Origin of the sequence: Rhizobium sp. BK379 (assembly GCF_014193955.1) — a bacterium.
Taxonomy (GTDB): domain Bacteria; phylum Pseudomonadota; class Alphaproteobacteria; order Rhizobiales; family Rhizobiaceae; genus Rhizobium.
Map to the genome: position 1 here is coordinate 197,300 of NZ_JACIAD010000010.1, position 17,522 is coordinate 214,821.

A 17,522-nucleotide genomic window follows, 5' to 3' on the forward strand; every position below is an offset into this window, starting at 1 on the left:
CTTGCGGCAGCAAAGTATAGGGCCATCGACAATCAACCCGTTGCGACAACCTAGACCAAAGTCTAGTGACAAGTGAATTGCCGTCTAGTGTCGATCCCTGCTGCGAGGCCCTACCTCAAATATGTCTTCACACCGGAGCGCCAAGCACTTTCGAAGCGACCGACGAGAAGACCTATCGTAACCCCCTACGGAGATTTTCCGATGAACCGCGTTCTTAACCTCGCCGCCGTCGTCCTCGTTTCCTCGTTCGGCTTCGCAACTGTCAGCCACGCAGAGAGCCTTGACATGAATGCCCCGGGCCCCCTCGAAAACACCCTTCGCACCTTCTCGTCCGATTTCGACGTCCACGTACTTGGTAACTGGGACCAGTCGCCCGAGCATACAACACGTGGGTCTTCCGTTTCGGATCGCTCGGAGAATGCCATTCAGGGAATTCAGGCTGCCATTGAAGCCAATGGCCCGCTTGTCGCAAGGCTCGAAAGAGATGGCGTGAAGGTCTCCAATATCGTCGACGCAGAACAGGCTGCGGACGGCGGCATGACGTTCTATTCTCGTTAATTGCCGGTGCGGCGGGTGTTGCCGAAGCATTGCAGCACCCGCTGCAGCAAGAATATTACGGCAGAAAGGGGGGCGGGCAGCGACCTGAGAATCCTTTCCTGTGCGGCGGGCAGCAAGATCTCATCGCCCGCGGAAAATGCGGGCGACCGTGATCGCTTGGATCCTGGAGTGGACAGGCCAGGTCAATTCGGTCGGCGGTTCTCTGCGCGACCTGACGAGACGAGCCGGACACGGGGAGTTTGTGCTCGGTGCCATCCTTATGGCGCTTCCAGGCAGCCGACAGAGATAAACTTCTAAATGAGAAGGGCGCCTCATGGGCGCCCAGCTAGTGCTTGTGATTTCTTAAGCGAGTGTCGCAGGTCAGAGCGGCCTGACGTTTTCCGCCTTAGCCTTGCCGGTCTTGCGGTCCTGGCCTACATCGTAGGAAACGCTCTGCCCTTCCTTCAACCCATCGCCATATTGAAGCGCGGTGACGTGGACGAAAATATCGGGTCCGCCCGTCTCCGGCGTGATGAAGCCAAAGCCCTTGTCCATGTTGAAAAACTTAACCTTGCCAGTCGGCATGACGTCCTCATGTGTTTGTACGTGTTGCGGGGCGGCAACCTAGCCCTCGCCTTCCGTGAGATCAACCCGGTTTGAACCATTGACCGACGTGTCATCCTCATCTGCCTGCGATGGCGCGATGGAGCCGAAAGCGGTGCAGAAGATCGCAACGGCGAAGAGTGCCACTCCCCCATGAACGAAATAGGCAAGGCTGTAGCCGCCAAGATCCGTCAGCCAGCCGGCGACAATATTGCTGAGAGACGCGCCGATGCCCTGAACCGTCATGACGGCGGCCAGACCGACATTGAATCGCCCGGTGCCTGACAGGATACGCTCTGCGGCGATCGGTGTCGCGATGCCGATGAGGCCTGCACCGACGCCGTCGAGGATCTGGACTGGAAAGATGGCGGCAAAACTCGTGAAGGTGCCGGCGATCAGGCCTCGAACAGGCAAGGCGGAAAGCGCGATGATAAAGACGGTGCCAAGGCCGAAGCGACGGATCATCAAGGGGGCGGCTAGGGCCATCGCGATCATGGACAGTTGTGACACCCCTGTCGTGACCGCGGTGGTTCGGAAGGGTGTCCCGAGCTGGATTGAGAAATCCTGGGCGATCAGGCGGCTGATCGGGGCGTTGCCGAAATGGAAGACCATCAGCACGACGGCGAGCAGGACGAGACCCTTCTTGGCAAATAGAACGGAGAAGCCGGAGGGACCAGGCGCTCCGTCGTCGTGCGCAAGACCGCGGGCGGCCTCATGGTCGATGCCGCGCGGATCGACCGCAAGAACAGCCAGAATGGTCGCTGTGGCCGTCATTACCATCATGGCAATGACGCCCTTCAGCCCGAAAGCGAGCGACGCGAGATAGACCCCAGCAAGCGATGCGACGTTGCCGGCGTGGTTCCAGAATTCGTTGCGCGAGACCTGCCCGGGAAAGCGGCGTTCGCCGACAAGTCCGAGCGTCAGCCCCATGAGAGCGGGGCCGACGACCGCCCCGACGATTGCGGTTGCCGATTGGCCGCCGAAGACGGCGGCGTTACCGGGGCTTGCAAGCGTCCAGAGAGCGGCAGCCGTCACCAACAGAACCGGCAGGATGATCAGCGTCCGTTTGCGATGCGTCGCGTCGACCCAGGCACCGAAGAATGGCGTGGCGACCATGCCAAGCACGCCACCGATCGTGGCGACGAGGCCAAGCGCCATAGGTGACCAGCCTCGGGTGGCAAGGAAGCCGTCGAGAAAAGGTCCGAGACCGTCGCGGGCGTCAGCCAGGAAGAAGTTCAGGACGGCAAGCGCCAGAAGTGAGCGATCCTTGGCGAGCGATGCGGGCATCGAAGGCTCCGAGAGAGGCGAGGTTTAGGGCTTCAACGGGAAGCAGGCGACGGAAAACGGATGCTCTCGGCAAACGGTTCCGCTGACGCCCAATGGAGGGTCCACGCGTCCTGCGGGCCGGCGTCCCTTTCGCGTCATCTTGGAAGGAGCGGTTCAATGTGGATTTCAATAGATGATGGGCGCACTCTCAGTGTGCCTTTGGCTTGCATTCCACAGTTCTTGAACGCGACATCGGATCAGCTGCGCAAAGTTCAGGTCAGCCCAATGGGCCCTGGACTGACCTGAACGAGGATATCTTTATTAGCGACTTACTGCAGGGACGCGGCGACCGGCCGCGATCCGTTGGCAATCCTGGGGCGGTCCTGCTCTAGAGATCCAGGCGGAAATACACGCCGTTGCGATGTGGGCGATAGTAGCGATCACCGTAGTAACGGTCACGGTATCGCCAGCCGCGATCGTCCCGCCAGCGCCGCTTTGCACGCCAATCCCGATAGTCGCGATCTCGATAGTAGCGGCGGTGATGCCAGCCATACCGGTCGTAATCACGATGATGGCGGTAGTGGCGGTGCCGGACCTGAACGACCGCGCTCTTTTCCACCGATGCGGACGGCGCCGCCGATCGAGGCATCGCCGCTGCAGGCTCTGCCGCGACCAAGGCCGAGCCGAGCGAGAGAACGGCTGCCACGGCAAAATGAGTGATTTTCATAGTTTCTCTCCTTGGTAGTTGTGACCAAGGCTGGCCCCTGCGCCATGAACTCCTTCTGAAGACGCTCTTCAGCTTAGGTTCATGTCAAAACCGCAGCCCGCGAGCGGCGCGTGAGATCGGTATTGTGAGAGAGCTCTCATTTTGCGTCGCGAACGCCCCAATTTCGCGCTTGGATATGCCGCTGCGGCGCGGTGGCCACCAGAATTCCGTTTCCCATCTTTTTTAAGGGGCGCCTTTGCTCCCACCGCCCACCACATGAATGGTTTTCCCAGATTTTTCATGGGCTTCGCATCTCGCGTGCGATATCAAAACCGATTTATGGATACAAAACAAAATACTTGATAAAAAAAACTTGTCAGAATAGCTTCTTCAAAAATCAAATTCAATAAACGAGGAACATTCATGCGAGCTAAGGCGACCCTGAACAGGGAATTCACCATTTCGAACGTCGATAAGCGTGTCTACGGCTCCTTCCTGGAGCATATGGGCCGCGCCGTTTACACCGGGATTTATGAGCCGGGCCACGAAAAAGCTGATAAGGACGGATTCCGTACCGATGTTCTTGATATGGTGCGCGACCTGGATATGCCGATCGTACGCTATCCGGGCGGCAACTTCGTCTCGGCCTATCATTGGGAAGACGGCATCGGCCCGCGCGACCAGCGCCCCACGCGTCTCGACCTCGCCTGGCGGACCCGCGAGACCAACCAGATGGGCATCAATGAATTCGCTGACTGGTCGAAGCTCGCAAAGACAGAGATGATGCTGGCCATGAACCTCGGTTCGCGCGGCCTGAACGATGCCCGCAATTTCCTCGAATATTGCAACCATCCTGGCGGTACATATTGGAGCGACCTGCGCGCCAAACACGGCTACAAGGACCCGCACAATGTGCGGATCTGGTGCCTCGGCAACGAGATGGACGGCCCCTGGCAGGTTGGCCATAAGACCGCGACCGAATATGGCCTGCTCGCCAACGACGTCAGCAAGGCGTTCAAATATTTCGACAAGACGCTCGAAACCGTCGTCTGTGGCTCGTCGAATGACAAGATGAAGACCTATCCCGAGTGGGAGGCGCAGGTTCTGGACGCAAGCTATGACAGCGTCGACTACATCTCGCTGCACAAGTATTTCGGCAACGAGGAAAACGACACGCTGAATTACTACGCCAAGGCGATCGAACTCGACCGCTACATCGTCACGATCGGCGGCGTCATCGACTATATCAAGGCGAAGAAGCGTTCCAAGCGCGACGTGAAGATCTGCTTCGACGAATGGAACGTCTGGTATCACGACCGCAAGGAAGACGATCAGCGCTACAAGAACTGGGACTGGCCGGAGGCGCCGCCACTCCTGGAAGAGCTCTACAATCTCGAGGACGCGATCTTCGTCGCCTCGCTGATCAACGTCTTCATCCGTCGTTCCGACCGCGTCAAGATCGCCTGCATGGCACAGCTCGTCAACGTCATCGCGCCGATCCTGACCAAGGCGGGCGGCCCGGCCTGGCGCCAGTCGATCTACTATCCGCTGCAGTTTGCTTCGAAGTACGGCCGCGGCACTGCACTGGCGGTGTCTTCATCCGGCCCGACTTACGATTGCGAAGTCGCACAGGACGTTCCCTATCTCGATCTCTCGGCCGTGCTGCATGAGGATGGCAAGAGCATCGCGCTCTTTGCGATCAACCGCAGCCTCGATGAGGCTATCGACCTCGATGTCGACCTGCAGGGCTTCAAGGGCGTCAAGGTGGTCCAGCATCACGCGATGGTCGGCGATGACCTGAAGGCCCGCAACTCCGTCGAGGATCAAAACCGCATCGTGCCGAAGGCAGGATCCGGCCTGCAGGTCACCGATGAAGGCAGGCTCACCGGGTCGCTGCCGGCGAAATCCTATCATTTCATCCTGCTGTCAGTCGCTTCGGCATGAGCTGATCGCTATCGGGGCAGCGGAGGAGGCTGCCCCGTTCGGACTGCCAATCGGGAGGATGTATGTCTGGGATAAAACTGACTGATGTCAGGAAGTCGTTCGGCTCCTTCGCCGTCATTCACGGCGTCGATATCGAGATCGAGCAGGGCGAGTTCGCGGTTTTCGTCGGCCCCTCCGGCTGCGGAAAGTCGACGCTGCTGCGAATGATTGCCGGGCTTGAAGAAACGAGCGGCGGCGAGATCAGGATTGAGGATGAGGACGTCACCCACAGGGAAGCGTCGAAGCGCGGCGTTGCCATGGTCTTCCAGTCCTATGCGCTTTATCCGCATCTTTCGGTTTTCGAAAACATGGCCTTCAGCCTGTCGATCGCCAAACGGCCGAAGGCAGAGATTCAAGCGAAGGTGAAGGCGGCCGCCGATATTCTTCGCCTGACCGACTATCTCCAGCACAAGCCCAGCCAGCTCTCTGGTGGTCAGCGCCAGCGCGTGGCGATCGGCCGCGCCATCGTGCGCGAACCGAGGGTTTTCCTGTTCGACGAACCGCTCTCCAACCTCGATGCCGAATTGCGCGTGAAGATGCGCATGGAAATCGCCCGTCTGCACCGCCAGATTGGTGCGACGATGGTCTATGTGACCCATGATCAGGTCGAGGCGATGACGCTCGCCGACAAGATCGTCGTGCTGAAGGAGGGTGTCGTCCAGCAGATCGGCGCACCCCTGGAACTTTACCGCAATCCGCAGAACATGTTTGTCGCCGGCTTTATCGGTTCGCCGGGCATGAATTTTCTGAAAGGCAGGGTCGTGTCCGCTGGCCAGGGCTCTGCCCGTGTCGAGCTCGATGATGCGCCGGGCCAGGCCTTCGACCTGCCGACACGCAGTCCGGTCGCCGAGGGTGCAGCCATCAATGTCGGCGTGCGGCCCGAGCATATCGGCCTTGGCGCCTCAAATGGCGGCCTGACACTGCCCGCCACTGCCGAGTTCACCGAGGAGCTCGGTGGCACCGGATATCTTCACGTGTTGACCGCAACCAATGCGGAAATGACGGTCGAGTGCCGCGAAAGCAGGCCTCAGCCGAAGGAGAAGATCAGCCTCTCCCTGAGAGTGCCTGAAATGCTGGCTTTCGACGCCGAAGGCAGAAGGCTCAGTTGATTGAAACGGAATCCGGATCGGATCCGGCGACCGAAAGAAATGCAGGACATCTGATCGCGCGCCTTTGGAGGAGGTTCGCGGCGAGAGACGCCCCGTGCCGCGGGGTGACCTTAACCCATGCTTTAGAGGAGGAACAAACGTGAGAAAGATTATAAAACTCGCCGTCTCGGCAGCCATCGCATTGCTGCCCTCGGCGGCGGCATTTGCGCAGACGGACATTACCTGGTGGGATTTCTTGAGCGGCGGCGACGGCGTTCGCATGAAGGCGCTGATCAAGGAATTCAACGACACCCATCCTGACATCAAGATCAATGCCACGACGCTCGAATGGGGCGTGCCCTTCTATACCAAGGTGCAGACGTCGGCCGCCGTCGGCCAGCAGCCGGATATCATGACCTATCACATGTCGCGCTATCCGCTGGCGGTGCCGACCGGCATCCTGCGTCCCTTTACCGACGAAGAGCTGGCATCGGCCGGCATCAAGAAGGAAAATTACGTGGACGCGGCGTGGAAGCAGGCGACCTTCGACAACAAGGTCTACGGCATTCCCTTCGACGTGCATTCGATCGTTCTCTATTACAACAAGAACATCCTGAAGGAAGCCGGCCTGCTCGGCGACGACGGCCTGCCGAAAGGTTTCGACGGTCTCGACAATTTCAACGCCGCCCTCGACAAGATCAAGGCGACGGGCAAGGTCGAATATCCGCTGTCGCTGCACACGGATGAAGGCGGCTCCATGTGGCGCGTCTTCTATACGCTGCTCTCCCAGCAGGGGGCAAAGTTCATCGACGGGGACCAGATCCTGCCAGGCGATGCCGGCGTGAAAGCCCTGAAGACCATGGCGAACTGGGTCTCCGGGGGCTATTCGCCGAAGCTGATCTCCTATGAGGCCTCGATCGCGCTCTTCACCTCCGGCAAGGCAGCTCTCCACGTCAACGGCGTCTGGGAAGTGCCGACGATGGCCGATCTTGCCAAGAAGGGCGAACTCGGTTTCGAATGGGGTGCCATCGAAATTCCGAACCTGATGGGCACGCAGGCCACCTGGGCGGACTCGCATTCCTTCGCTGTCCCGAACAGCGAGAGCAAGCCGATCACCCCTGAAAAACTGAAGGCCGTGCTGCAGATCATTGCCTGGATGAATGAGCACTCGATCTCCTGGGCAAGTGCCGGCCACATTCCTGCTTTCAAGCCGGTCACGGACAGCAAGGAATTCAAGGAAATGCAGCCGAACGCCACTTATGCGAAGCTGGCCGATACCGCCGTCTTCGACCCGGTTTCCAAGCTCGCAGGTGTTGCCGGTCCGATTTACGAGGCAACCCAGAACTTCGTGGTTCCCGCACTCAACGGTCAGCTCGATCCGGAAGATGCGATCGACCAGATGCGCGAAGAGCTGGAAAGCCAGAAGTAGGAAGACACTGGCCGGAGCCAGCCTCCGGCCAGCCCTTCGTCCAGGGAGATGATCTGTGGTCAACACTGAAAAGCGACGCAAGACGCTGACGGCGATCGTCATGATCGCGCCGTTCCTGATCGCCTATGCGACCGTCTTTGCCTATCCGGTCTACAAGATGTTCGCCTTGAGCTTTACCGACGCACCGCTCGTCGGCGAAGGCCAATGGGTGGGCTTCGACAATTACGTGAAGCTCTTCCACCAGAAGCTCTTCTATACCTCGGTGTGGAATACCGGCTATTTCGTCGTTCTGACCGTCATCCCGAATACGCTGATCGGCCTCGGACTGGCGCTGATGGTCGTGCGCCTGAAGGGCTGGATGCAGAGCCTGGTGCTCGTGCTTTTCTTCATTCCCTATATTCTTCCGGTTTCCGTCGTGACCCAGATCTGGAAATGGGTGCTCGATCAGCAGTTCGGCATCGCCCAATTCGTCATCGAGGCCGTCACCGGCTCGCGCGTCAGCGTCTTCCGCGATCCGGTCTGGGCCATGCCGATGGTGGCGCTTGTGACCGTCTGGTGGACCAACGGTTTCAACCTGCTGCTTTTCATCGCAGGCCTGCGCAACATTCCCAATGACTATTACGAGGCGGCCATGCTTGATGGCGCGACGCGCTGGCAATGCTTCCAGCGTATTACCTGGCCGCTGATCTGGCCGGTAACCGCGCTGGTGCTGACGTTGCAGTTGATCCTGCAGCTCAAGATCTTCGACCAGGTCTACCTTCTGACCGAGGGCGGGCCGTTCAATTCCACCTATGTGCTCCTGCAGCTCGTTTATCGCGAAGCCTTCCGATCGAACCATGGTGGTCTCGGCTCCGCAGTCGCAGTGATCCTGTTTCTGATCATCGTCGTCGTCTCGGTGCTGCAATACCAGCTGTTGCGAGTGAGGGAGCGCTGAGATGCCCGGCAAGACAATTGGCAACGCGCTGCTGCTGCTCCTCACGGTGGTGATCGCCTGCACCTGGGCCTTCCCGATCTATTGGGCGATCGTCACATCCATCAAGCCGGAACAGGACGTGGTCAACAAGACCACCCTCATTCCCGACGTCCTGAATTTCTCAGGCTATTATTACGCGCTCTTCGAGACGAAGCTGTCGACCTGGTACCTGAATTCCATCGTCACCTCGGTGACGGTAACCGTCGTCGTCATCCTGATCAGCGTGATGTGCGCCTACGCGCTGTCGCAGATCGTCTTTCCCGGCCGCCGGCTTCTCTACGGCATCATCCTGGCGAGCTTCATGGTGCCCTCGCAGGCGCTCGTGATCTCCCAATTCGTGCTGATGCACAAGCTGAACCTGATCAATACCTGGGGCGGCATCATCCTGCCGCAGCTGATCGTTCCCGTTGTCGTCATCGTCTACAAGCAGTTCTTCGATTCCGTGCCGAAGGAGCTGCGCGAGGCCGCAAAGCTTGATGGCTGCGGCGAGTTCCAGATCCTGTTCAAGCTCTATTTGCCGCTGAACTGGGGTATCACAACCGCGCTCGCGATCATTACCTACATCATGGCCTGGAACGCCTTCCTCTGGCCGTTCCTCGTCACCAGTTCCGACGACATGATGACGATCACCGTCGGCATCACCCAGACGCGGGATGCGTTCGGCGTCAAGTATGCGCGCGATATGGCTGTCGCCATCCTTGCCGCGATGCCGGTCGCTCTTGCCTATCTGCTGTTCCAGAAACGCGTGACACAGGCCCTGATGCTGTCATCCGGCATCAAGGGATAATGCATCAGGGGTTGTTTCCGGGCCGAGGTGAGAAGGCCCCAGCCGGTCCGCGAGAGCTCTCCCGAGGCGCGGGCCGGCGATCAAAAAAGAGCGGCGACATCGGATATGACGCCGTGATATTAGCTCAAACCAACCAGAAAGACTGGAGAACCAGTATCAGGGCATGGAGACGAAACTTCTAACCGTCGATCCGATGCGGGACGTTGACGTCGTGCAGGCACTCGGTTCTCCGACGCGCATCGAAATCCTCAACCTCTTGCGCCAGAAAGGGCCGCTGAATGTCAACGACATCGCGGCACAGATGCGCCTGCCGCAATCGACGACGGCAACCAATCTGAAGTCGTTGGAGCAGGCGGGTCTCATCCAGACCCAGACGATGAAGGCGACGAAGGGAAATCAGAAGATCTGCTCCAGCATCTATGACGAAATCCTGATCCGCTTCGATACCAACGGCACGAAGGCAAGCCAGGATGTGGTGACCGTCAGCATGCCGATCGGCCTCTTCACGGAATTCGACGTCGGCGCCCCCTGCGGCCTCTGTTCGGTCAACAACGTCATCGGCATGCTCGATGTGCAGGAAGTCTTCCTCGATCCGCAACGCATGCAGGCGGCGCTGCTGTGGTTCACCCGCGGTTATGTCGAATATAAATTCCCGAACAACGCCAAGGTCTCGGGCAAGAAGATCCGCAAGGTGGAATTCTCGGCCGAGCTGAGCTCCGAGACCCCGGCCACGAACGCGAACTGGCCATCCGACATTTCCATCTGGGTCAACGGCATCAAGGCCGGACACTGGACTTCGCCTGGCGATTTCGGCGATCGCCGCGGCATGTATTCGCCATCTTGGTGGAAGCTCTCGGGCTCCCAATACGGCAAGCTCAAGACCTGGACGATCGATGAGACAGGCACCTGGATCGACGGCGCGATGGTCTCGACCCAGACTATCGCCTCCCTCGGCATAGCCGACCGTCACTCGATCCGCTTCCGTATCGGAATCGACGAAAAGGCCGACAACCCTGGAGGCATGAACCTTTTCGGCAAGGGTTTTGGCGATTTCGACCAGGATCTGGTGATGTCGATCTATTTCTGATTGTTATGGATACCCCGGCGTTTCCGCCGGGGCTCCTGTCGTTCAAAGCCTATTTCTTGCCACCCCAAAGCTCCGGATAGCCAGGCAGGTCCTGGCAGCCGCAAAGGCTGTAGTGTAGCGGCGGCATGCGCTCGTCGATATAGCTTGCCAGCGTATCCTGCGTGATCGCCGGCTGCGGCAGGATCCATTCCGGACCCGGCACCTGTTTACCGTCGAGCACATCAAGAGCGCCGAGGATCGCTGTCCGCCACTGGTAGGTCGGATAGGATGGGCCGATTGCCGTCAGCTTGTCCTTCTGCCATTTGCGCAGGAAGTCCTGCTGGTCTTCGCCGCTGATGACAGGATAGGGCAGCCCGGCATCTTCGAATGCTTCGAGTGCTGCGGTGGACGTATCGCCGGCATCCATCCAGACTGCATCGATCTTTTCGCCGCGATTGATGTAGTCCTCGACAACCGCCTTGGTCTTGGCTCGGTCGCTGGCGGTGAATTCGGAGCCGATGACCTTCAGGCCGGCTTCGTCGAAGATGTTCTTCGCCGCCGAATAGCGGGTCTCAAGTACGTCGACACCCGGCATGATGCGCAGTGCCAGAACATTGGCGCCCTTCGGCAGCTTGCTGGCGATGAACTCGCCCGAGGTGATGCCGAAGCCGTACCCACCGACCGGGTGGATGTAGGTGACCGGGCATTTGGTAGCGACGCCGCGGTCAAAGACGATGACCGGCAATTTCGCACAGGCTGCCTCCACAGCCGGCGTTAGCGCCGCCGTCGTGTTCGGCGATACGATCAGCGCATCGCACTTGCCGCCGCTGACCAGGGCTTCGATATCGGAGATTTGCTTATCGTCCTTGCCTTCGGCATCGACGACCACCAGTTCCTTGATGCGATCCTTGTGCAGTTCGGCCTCGGCCTGCAGATTGTGCATGCCAACGACGCGCCAGGGGTTGAATATCCCGGCATTGGAAAAGCAGATCGTGACCGGGCCGTCCTTCTTGTATTTGGCGGCATCGACCATTCCGTCCCCGAGATGCTGCGCCCACGGCTTGCCCTCCGGGCCTTGCGGCGTCATCGAAAGCTGCTCGCGCTGCTTCTTGAATTCAGCGGGATCGTTGAATTCCTGCGCATAGCTAACGCCGGCAAATGCCATCGCTACCAGTGCCGCAACAACTGCTTTGTATTGCATCTTCTTCCTCCTCCACTATGCCGGCGTACCGGCGGTTCATCGCTTGTCTCTCCCTGCAAGCAATCAGGTCTTTCTCCGATCTCGCCAGGCGCTGGCGCCGACGGCGGCGATCAGAATCACCCCCTGGATGCTGTCGCGCAGCGCCTGGGGCAGGCCGGCGAGATTGAGTAGGGTGAAGAGTGCAAAAAGGCTAAGAGCGCCAAATAACGCACTCCATAGCGAGCCGCGGCCGCCGAGCAGCTGGGCACCGCCGATGACGCAGGCGGCGATCGCCTGCAGTTCCATGCCGCGGCCGGCGTTGACGGACACGCCGGAAAAGCCACCGACGAGGATGCCGGCGGTTACCGCCGCCAGTGCCGACACAACGAAAGCGGCGATGCGGGTGGCGGCGACCGGCAAGCCTGCGAGTTCCGCAGCCCTCGGATTGTCGCCGATCGCCAACGCGCGTTTGCCGTAGACAGTGCCGTGCAGTCCCCACCAGGCAACCACGAGAAAAAGCAAGAGGATGATGACTGCGAGCGGCAGGCTGCCGATCAGCCAGACATCGCGCATCAGGAGACGGCCGAGATCGCGGAAATTGTCCGGCAGATCGCCGCGCGCCGCACCACCCGACCAAGCCAGCGCTAGGCCGTTGACGAGCAGCATGGTGCCAAGCGTGGCAATGATCGAAGGCACTTTCAGAAAAGTGACGACGAGGCCATTCACCAGGCCAACAGCGAGACCCATGAGGTAGAGGACGCCGATCATCGGCCAGGTCATCTCGGGGTCGCCATTGATCAGGATGGAAGCTGCCAGAACGACGAGGGTGACGATGGCCCCCACGGAGAGATCGAAACCACCGGTCAGAACGACATAGAGCTGCCCGACGGCGAGGATGATCAGCGGCGCTGCGCGGCGCAGGAAGTTCATGAAAAGGCCGGCTTCGAGGTAGTTCGGCTGAAGGCTCGCGATAGCGGCATAGAGGATAATAAAGACGATCAGGCCGAAGTTGATCTTTGCAAGCGAAATGACCGGGCGACGCATCGGTGTCGTTTCTGAAAGCGGGGTCATGCGACATGCCCCTTGTGACGTATGGCGTGGATGGCAACAGCGACGATCACGATCGCACCGCGCAGCACCTGCTTGAGAAATGCATCGACACCGAGCATATTGAAGCTGGCGTCAAGCGTGGCAAAGAGCAGGACGCCAGCGACCGTGCCCGCCACTCCCCCCTTGCCGCCGGCCAGTATGGTCCCGCCGATGACGGTTACCGCGATCGATTCCAGGTCATAGATGCCGTCGCGGCCGATCCAGGGCGTACCTGACTGCAGCCGGGCCGCCAGATAGAGCCCCGCAACGCCGGCAAAGAAGCTTGCGATGACATGGGCAGCGAGCACCACGCGCTCCGTGCGGATGCCGGCCAGACGGGCGCCTTGCGGATTTCCGCCGACGGCGTAGATGCGCGCGCCGAATACGGTGCGCGTCAGCAACAGGCTTGCCGCGGCGGCAAGTGCGACGAACAGCAGGACCGGGTAGGGAATGCCGAGAAGACTGGTATAGGCGAAGGCCTGGAAGGACGGCGCGACCGAACCTTGGAGGTAAGTGAAGGATGCCGACAATAATCCCTGGATTGTCAGGCCTGTGCCAAGCGTTGCGATCAGCGGGTTTATGCCGCAGTAGGCGACGAGCAGCCCGTTGATGGCGCCGACGATCAGGCAGAGGACGAGGCACGCAAGGATCGCCGGCAGGATCATTGCCGGATTTGCCTGCATGATGAACGAGGCAAGGACCGCGACCGCGCTGATTAGCGCCGCCACCGAAAGATCGATCGAGCCGACGAGAATGACGAAGGTCTGGCCGAGCCCGACAAGGCCGAGAGCGACCATCCGTTGAAACAGGCCGGCCAGCCCTTCAAGATTCAGCTGGCTTGTCTCCCCCGTCGCTATCGCCGTAATGACAAAGATGCAGGCCGAAACCAGCACGAGCACGGCGGCCACGGAAAGGCGTATCGGGTGACGGGTGCGGCTTGTCGCCGGAAGGGTCTCGCCACTCATGTGAGGGCCTCCTGCTTCTGGCGTATATCGATGCCGAGCGACAGTGCCATCACTGCTTCCTCGCTTGCCCCGCGCGGCAACTCGCCGGCGATCCGGCCCTGATGCATCACGAGAATCCGGTCGGAAATGCCGATGAGTTCTGGCATGTCAGAAGAAACGACGATGATGCCGCGGCCGGTATCGGCGAAGCTTCGCATCGCCTCGTAGATCGCCGCCTTGGCGGCGATGTCGATGCCCCGGGTCGGCTCGACGAAAACGAGGATATTCGATTGCCGCGCAAGCCAGCGGGCAATGATGACCTTCTGCTGATTGCCGCCGGAAAGCGAATCGACCGCCTGGCCGAAATCGGCAGCCCGCACGTCCGTCACCCGCAGCACCTCGTCGATGCGGTCTCTTGAGAAGGCCCCGCTTTCGGGGCGGGTGAAGAAATTCGACATGGATCGGAGCGTCAACAGTGCGTTGTCGCGAACGGACTGCCGCAGCAACAGTCCCTCGCGCTTGCGATCGCCCGGCAGATAGCCGATGCCGCGGCTCGTCGCGCGGCGCGGCGAGGTGATTGCCTGCGGACCGCCGCCAAGTCGTATCGTACCTGCGGTCAGCGGCTCATCGCCGATAATTGCCTGTGCGAGCGATGCCTTTCCGGAATCTTCCAGCCCGGCGACGCCGATGATTTCGCCGGCCCGGAGATCGAGATCGATGCCGCGCAGGTAGGTATTTCCGCCCTGTTCCACCGAGAGCAACGAATGACCGGGCTTGCCGGCCGGCGGCGATGGATAGAAGTCCTTGAGATCACGACCGACCATCGCCCTGATGATCGCGCCAATATCGGCGTCTTCCCGCGATTTCGTCCAGATCCTGCGGCCGTCCTTCAGCACCGTGATGCGATCGGCAAGAGCCATGATTTCCGGCATTCTGTGCGAGATGTAGATGATCGAGACGCCCTCGCTCCGCAGGCCGCGCACGAGTTGCAGCAGGGCTTGGGCGTCACGTTCGTCAAGGGCCGCCGTCGGCTCGTCCATGACGAGAATCTGCGCATCGAGCAGCAACGCCTTGGCAATTTCCACCAATTGCTGGCCCGCAATCGAAAGCGTCGAAACCTGCCGGTCCGGATCGATACCGGCGCCGAGACGCTGCAATAACTCCATGCTGCGGCGACGCATCTCGCGCCGGTCGAGAACGCCGCGCCGCGAGGGCTCGCGGCCCACGAAGATATTTTCCGCGACGCTGCGATAGGGCAACAGGCTAAGTTCCTGATGGACGATGGATATGCCGGCCGCCTTGGCCTGTTGCGGGTGGGCGAAATCTGCGGATTGGCCGCGAATGCGAATCTCTCCACCATCCGGTCGATAGCTGCCACCGAGGATCTTCATGAGCGTCGACTTTCCGGCGCCATTCTCGCCACAGATTGCGTGCACCTCTCCGGGACGGCAGTCGAAATCCACCTCGTCAAGTGCGAGCACGCCGGGGAACGTCTTGGTGATGCCGGCCATTTCAAGTGCGGGTAGCGTCATTGCGCCGCCCCCTTCGAGCCCGATGGGGTGCGTTCTCCGGCAATGTCCCATTCCCTGCGGATGAAGGCGATGCTCTCGGCAAAGAGCGTGTCCAGGTCGTCGAAAAGATCCCGCCAGACGCGCGTGGCTCCCGCAAGCTCGGGTAGGGCACGGCTGAAGGATTCGACCGTGAGCCAGCCGTCATATCCGCAACGGCGCAACGCTTCAAAATGGGCTGCGAAGGGCACGTGACCGGTCCCCGGAATGCCGCGATCGTTCTCCGAAACATGGTAGTGATTGATTTCCCTGTGGTAACGTTCGTAAGTTGCCGGCGGATCCTTTTCTTCGATATTGGCGTGGAAGGTATCGAACATGTAGCCATAGTTCGGGTGACCAACCTCGCCGTAGATCTCCGAGGCGGCAGCGATCGTCGACATCAGGTAGCATTCGAAACGGTTTACGGCTTCGGCGGAGATGCGAATGCCTGCAGATGCGGCATATTCGGCCAGCGCCCGCATCGCCTCGACGCAGCGGCCGCGCTCATTCGACGTTGGACCGAAGCCGGTGAAGACACCGACGGGGGAATGGAGCGGACCGGCGATCACTTCGCCGCCCATTGCCTGCGTGCAGTCGACGATCCACTTGTGATGGTCGCGGGCGCGTCGACGGATCGCAGGATCTGCACTCACGGGATTGGCCTCCTGGGTCGCGACTGCAGCGGCGCCGGCGGAGAGACCGATATCGCGCAGCATCTTGCCGAGGGCAGCGTAGTGATCCGGCTTTCCAAAAAAGACAGGGATCTCGACCGCGTCATATCCCAGCGCCTTCAGTCGCTCGAGCTGACGGCCATGCGCCGTGGTGATCTCCGCTCCGAGCACAAGTAAGTTGAATGCGATCTTCACGTGTTCTCCTTCCCGTGCGGCAGTCACGTCGTCGTCCCGCGGCATGGTTGCCCATCCTCGGGGTGGATACTTGGCAGACTTGACTCGGTAAAACTTGCGCCCCACAACAGTGGTAAATTTCTTAAGTCATTTTCTGCGTTGGGAGGCGCGCGAAATGAATAAGCACACAATCATCAAGCCAGCCGACATTCGTCGTCCTTCGGTCTTTCGTCAGCCGGATTCGATGATGTATGCCGACAATTGCCGCGAGTTGCAGGCTGCCGCCGCGCGTGGCGAAGTCGAGTTGCACGCGTGGACCCGCGGCAGTTATCCCGGCCAGTCGCTCGGAGACCGGCTGCCGGGGATCCGTACGGTCGGCTTCTGGGATGCGCGTTATGCGCAAAGCTGGGGACTCGGCCGCCACTGCAATGAAGGGTTCAAAATCGCCTATCTGGCGCGCGGGAACCTCAATCTCGTCGTGGATGACGAGACCTACAATTTCGAGCAGGGCCAGTTCATCGTCATCCGTCCCTGGCAGCTGCATTCGATCGGCAATCCCGGCGTCGATGCGAGCCGCCTGCTGTGGATCATTCTCGATGCGGGGCTAAGGCGTCCGAGCGAAGCCTGGGGATGGCCGAGCTGGATGGTGTTTTCAAGCGAGGAAGCCCGCACGCTCGGCGAATTGCTGACGCAGAACAACCAGCCGGTCTGGGATGGTGGCGCTGATCTGTGCCGCGCCTTCGAGGCCGTGCCCTCGATCCTGCTCGGACGAACGCCCGAAGATGGCGAAACTCGGCTGAAGGTGGCGATCAATACGATCATGCTGAGCCTGATCGACCGGATGACGGAGCAGGCGCCGAAGCTCGATCCCGATCTTTCGACGTCGCAGCATACGGTGGCGATCTTCCTGCGCCGGCTGGCTTTCGCGCTTGCCGAAGACTGGACGCTCGATTCCATGGCCGAAGAATGCGGTCTGTCGCGCACCCGTTTTTCGGAATATTGCAAGCGGCTGACCAACATGACGCCGCGGCAATATCTGCAGCATCTGCGGCTGGAAGAGGCCTCGCGCCTTTTGAAGACGCCGGGGCGTAGCAGCATCACGGAGATTGCCTTTTCCTGCGGCTTCAACTCCAGCCAGTATTTCTCCAACGCATACCGCAAGCGTTATGGCCATGCCCCGAATGGTGCGGCTGCTTCTGCCTGAGGCGGTGCGTCCGACCGCCTCGCGTGACGACATCATCGATATCGCACGGTCGCTGGTGCGGCCGGGCAGGGAGGTGAGGGAAGGGGCGGCGTGGATTGTAATGATAGCGACTGGTTGCGAGCCGGCCTCACGTAGGCAGGATCACTTCTAGCCGTTTCCCCCGCCATTGTTGTGAGTGCAGATCGTCTTTCAGGTTATTGTCAGACTCCTGTGCTCACATCGCACAGCGCCGGGTGTGCTCGGGGAAAGTACTCCCACCTGAAATTGCTATAAAT

17 protein-coding genes and 1 pseudogene are annotated in these 17,522 nt (G+C 60.2%); 10 read left to right on the forward strand and 8 right to left on the reverse strand.

Annotated features, from left to right (window positions below; translation table 11 throughout):
- The first annotated feature begins 201 nt into the window (after positions 1-201).
- Both FHT93_RS32715 and repC read left to right on the forward strand, forming a co-directional pair.
- Complete coding sequence (locus FHT93_RS32715) at positions 202-558, forward strand: hypothetical protein (protein WP_018114824.1); 357 nt, start codon at positions 202-204, stop codon at positions 556-558.
- A 142-nt stretch (positions 559-700) separates the two neighbouring features.
- A pseudogene (gene repC / locus FHT93_RS32720) lies at positions 701-847 on the forward strand (replication initiation protein RepC); the annotation flags it as partial.
- Between the two features lie 71 nt (positions 848-918).
- On the opposite strand, the gene FHT93_RS32725 reads toward repC, so the two are convergent.
- Together FHT93_RS32725 and FHT93_RS32730 are read right to left on the reverse strand one after the other, a co-directional pair.
- Positions 919-1,122, reverse strand: coding sequence for a cold-shock protein (locus tag FHT93_RS32725; RefSeq protein ID WP_018114823.1), 204 nt, complete (start codon positions 1,120-1,122; stop codon positions 919-921).
- A 39-nt stretch (positions 1,123-1,161) separates the two neighbouring features.
- Positions 1,162-2,427, reverse strand: coding sequence for an MFS transporter (locus FHT93_RS32730; RefSeq protein WP_113013718.1), 1,266 nt, complete (start codon positions 2,425-2,427; stop codon positions 1,162-1,164).
- Positions 2,428-2,583: 156 nt separating this feature from the next.
- Between FHT93_RS32730 and FHT93_RS35765 the strand changes: the two genes are divergently transcribed.
- Positions 2,584-2,712, forward strand: coding sequence for a DUF2442 domain-containing protein (locus tag FHT93_RS35765; RefSeq protein WP_246715695.1), 129 nt, complete (start codon positions 2,584-2,586; stop codon positions 2,710-2,712).
- Positions 2,713-2,794: 82 nt separating this feature from the next.
- On the opposite strand, the gene FHT93_RS32740 is transcribed toward FHT93_RS35765, so the two are convergent.
- Positions 2,795-3,133: a hypothetical protein gene (locus tag FHT93_RS32740; RefSeq protein ID WP_113013717.1), complete on the reverse strand. Its 339-nt coding sequence runs from the start codon at positions 3,131-3,133 to the stop codon at positions 2,795-2,797.
- Positions 3,134-3,535: 402 nt separating this feature from the next.
- Between FHT93_RS32740 and FHT93_RS32745 the strand changes: the two genes are divergently transcribed.
- The 6 genes from FHT93_RS32745 to FHT93_RS32770 all read left to right on the forward strand — a co-directional run bounded on the left by FHT93_RS32745 (position 3,536) and on the right by FHT93_RS32770 (position 10,459).
- Complete coding sequence (locus FHT93_RS32745) at positions 3,536-5,056, forward strand: alpha-N-arabinofuranosidase (protein ID WP_112542166.1); 1,521 nt, start codon at positions 3,536-3,538, stop codon at positions 5,054-5,056.
- Positions 5,057-5,118: 62 nt separating this feature from the next.
- Positions 5,119-6,204 carry a sn-glycerol-3-phosphate ABC transporter ATP-binding protein UgpC gene (gene ugpC, locus FHT93_RS32750; protein WP_183851225.1) on the forward strand — a complete coding sequence of 362 codons (1,086 nt, stop codon included), beginning with the start codon at positions 5,119-5,121 and terminating at the stop codon, positions 6,202-6,204.
- Positions 6,205-6,343: 139 nt separating this feature from the next.
- Positions 6,344-7,612, forward strand: coding sequence for an ABC transporter substrate-binding protein (locus FHT93_RS32755; RefSeq protein ID WP_112542168.1), 1,269 nt, complete (start codon positions 6,344-6,346; stop codon positions 7,610-7,612).
- Between the two features lie 100 nt (positions 7,613-7,712).
- Positions 7,713-8,546: a sugar ABC transporter permease gene (locus FHT93_RS32760; protein WP_183851280.1), complete on the forward strand. Its 834-nt coding sequence runs from the start codon at positions 7,713-7,715 to the stop codon at positions 8,544-8,546.
- Position 8,547: 1 nt separating this feature from the next.
- Positions 8,548-9,372 (forward strand): carbohydrate ABC transporter permease, encoded by an 825-nt coding sequence (locus FHT93_RS32765; RefSeq protein WP_018114220.1) that lies wholly within the window; start codon positions 8,548-8,550, stop codon positions 9,370-9,372.
- Between the two features lie 163 nt (positions 9,373-9,535).
- Positions 9,536-10,459: an ArsR family transcriptional regulator gene (locus FHT93_RS32770; RefSeq protein WP_112542169.1), complete on the forward strand. Its 924-nt coding sequence runs from the start codon at positions 9,536-9,538 to the stop codon at positions 10,457-10,459.
- Positions 10,460-10,508: 49 nt separating this feature from the next.
- Here FHT93_RS32770 and FHT93_RS32775 read toward each other — a convergent pair whose 3' ends face one another.
- The 5 genes from FHT93_RS32775 to FHT93_RS32795 form a co-directional block, all read right to left on the reverse strand.
- Complete coding sequence (locus tag FHT93_RS32775; protein WP_183851226.1) at positions 10,509-11,639, reverse strand: substrate-binding domain-containing protein; 1,131 nt, start codon at positions 11,637-11,639, stop codon at positions 10,509-10,511.
- Between the two features lie 63 nt (positions 11,640-11,702).
- On the reverse strand, positions 11,703-12,689 hold the full coding sequence (locus FHT93_RS32780) for an ABC transporter permease (RefSeq protein WP_183851227.1): 987 nt from the start codon (positions 12,687-12,689) through the stop codon (positions 11,703-11,705).
- Positions 12,686-13,672, reverse strand: a complete 987-nt coding sequence (locus tag FHT93_RS32785) for an ABC transporter permease (RefSeq protein WP_183851228.1) — start codon at positions 13,670-13,672, stop codon at positions 12,686-12,688. The genes FHT93_RS32780 and FHT93_RS32785 overlap by 4 nt, the downstream gene beginning before the upstream one ends.
- Positions 13,669-15,183: a sugar ABC transporter ATP-binding protein gene (locus FHT93_RS32790; RefSeq protein ID WP_183851229.1), complete on the reverse strand. Its 1,515-nt coding sequence runs from the start codon at positions 15,181-15,183 to the stop codon at positions 13,669-13,671. The genes FHT93_RS32785 and FHT93_RS32790 overlap by 4 nt, the downstream gene beginning before the upstream one ends.
- Positions 15,180-16,064 carry a sugar phosphate isomerase/epimerase gene (locus tag FHT93_RS32795; protein WP_183851230.1) on the reverse strand — a complete coding sequence of 295 codons (885 nt, stop codon included), beginning with the start codon at positions 16,062-16,064 and terminating at the stop codon, positions 15,180-15,182. The genes FHT93_RS32790 and FHT93_RS32795 overlap by 4 nt, the downstream gene beginning before the upstream one ends.
- 154 nt (positions 16,065-16,218) lie before the next feature.
- On the opposite strand from FHT93_RS32795, the gene FHT93_RS32800 reads away from it, so the two are divergent.
- Positions 16,219-17,247 (forward strand): AraC family transcriptional regulator, encoded by a 1,029-nt coding sequence (locus FHT93_RS32800; protein WP_183851231.1) that lies wholly within the window; start codon positions 16,219-16,221, stop codon positions 17,245-17,247.
- The last annotated feature ends 275 nt before the right edge of the window (positions 17,248-17,522 follow it).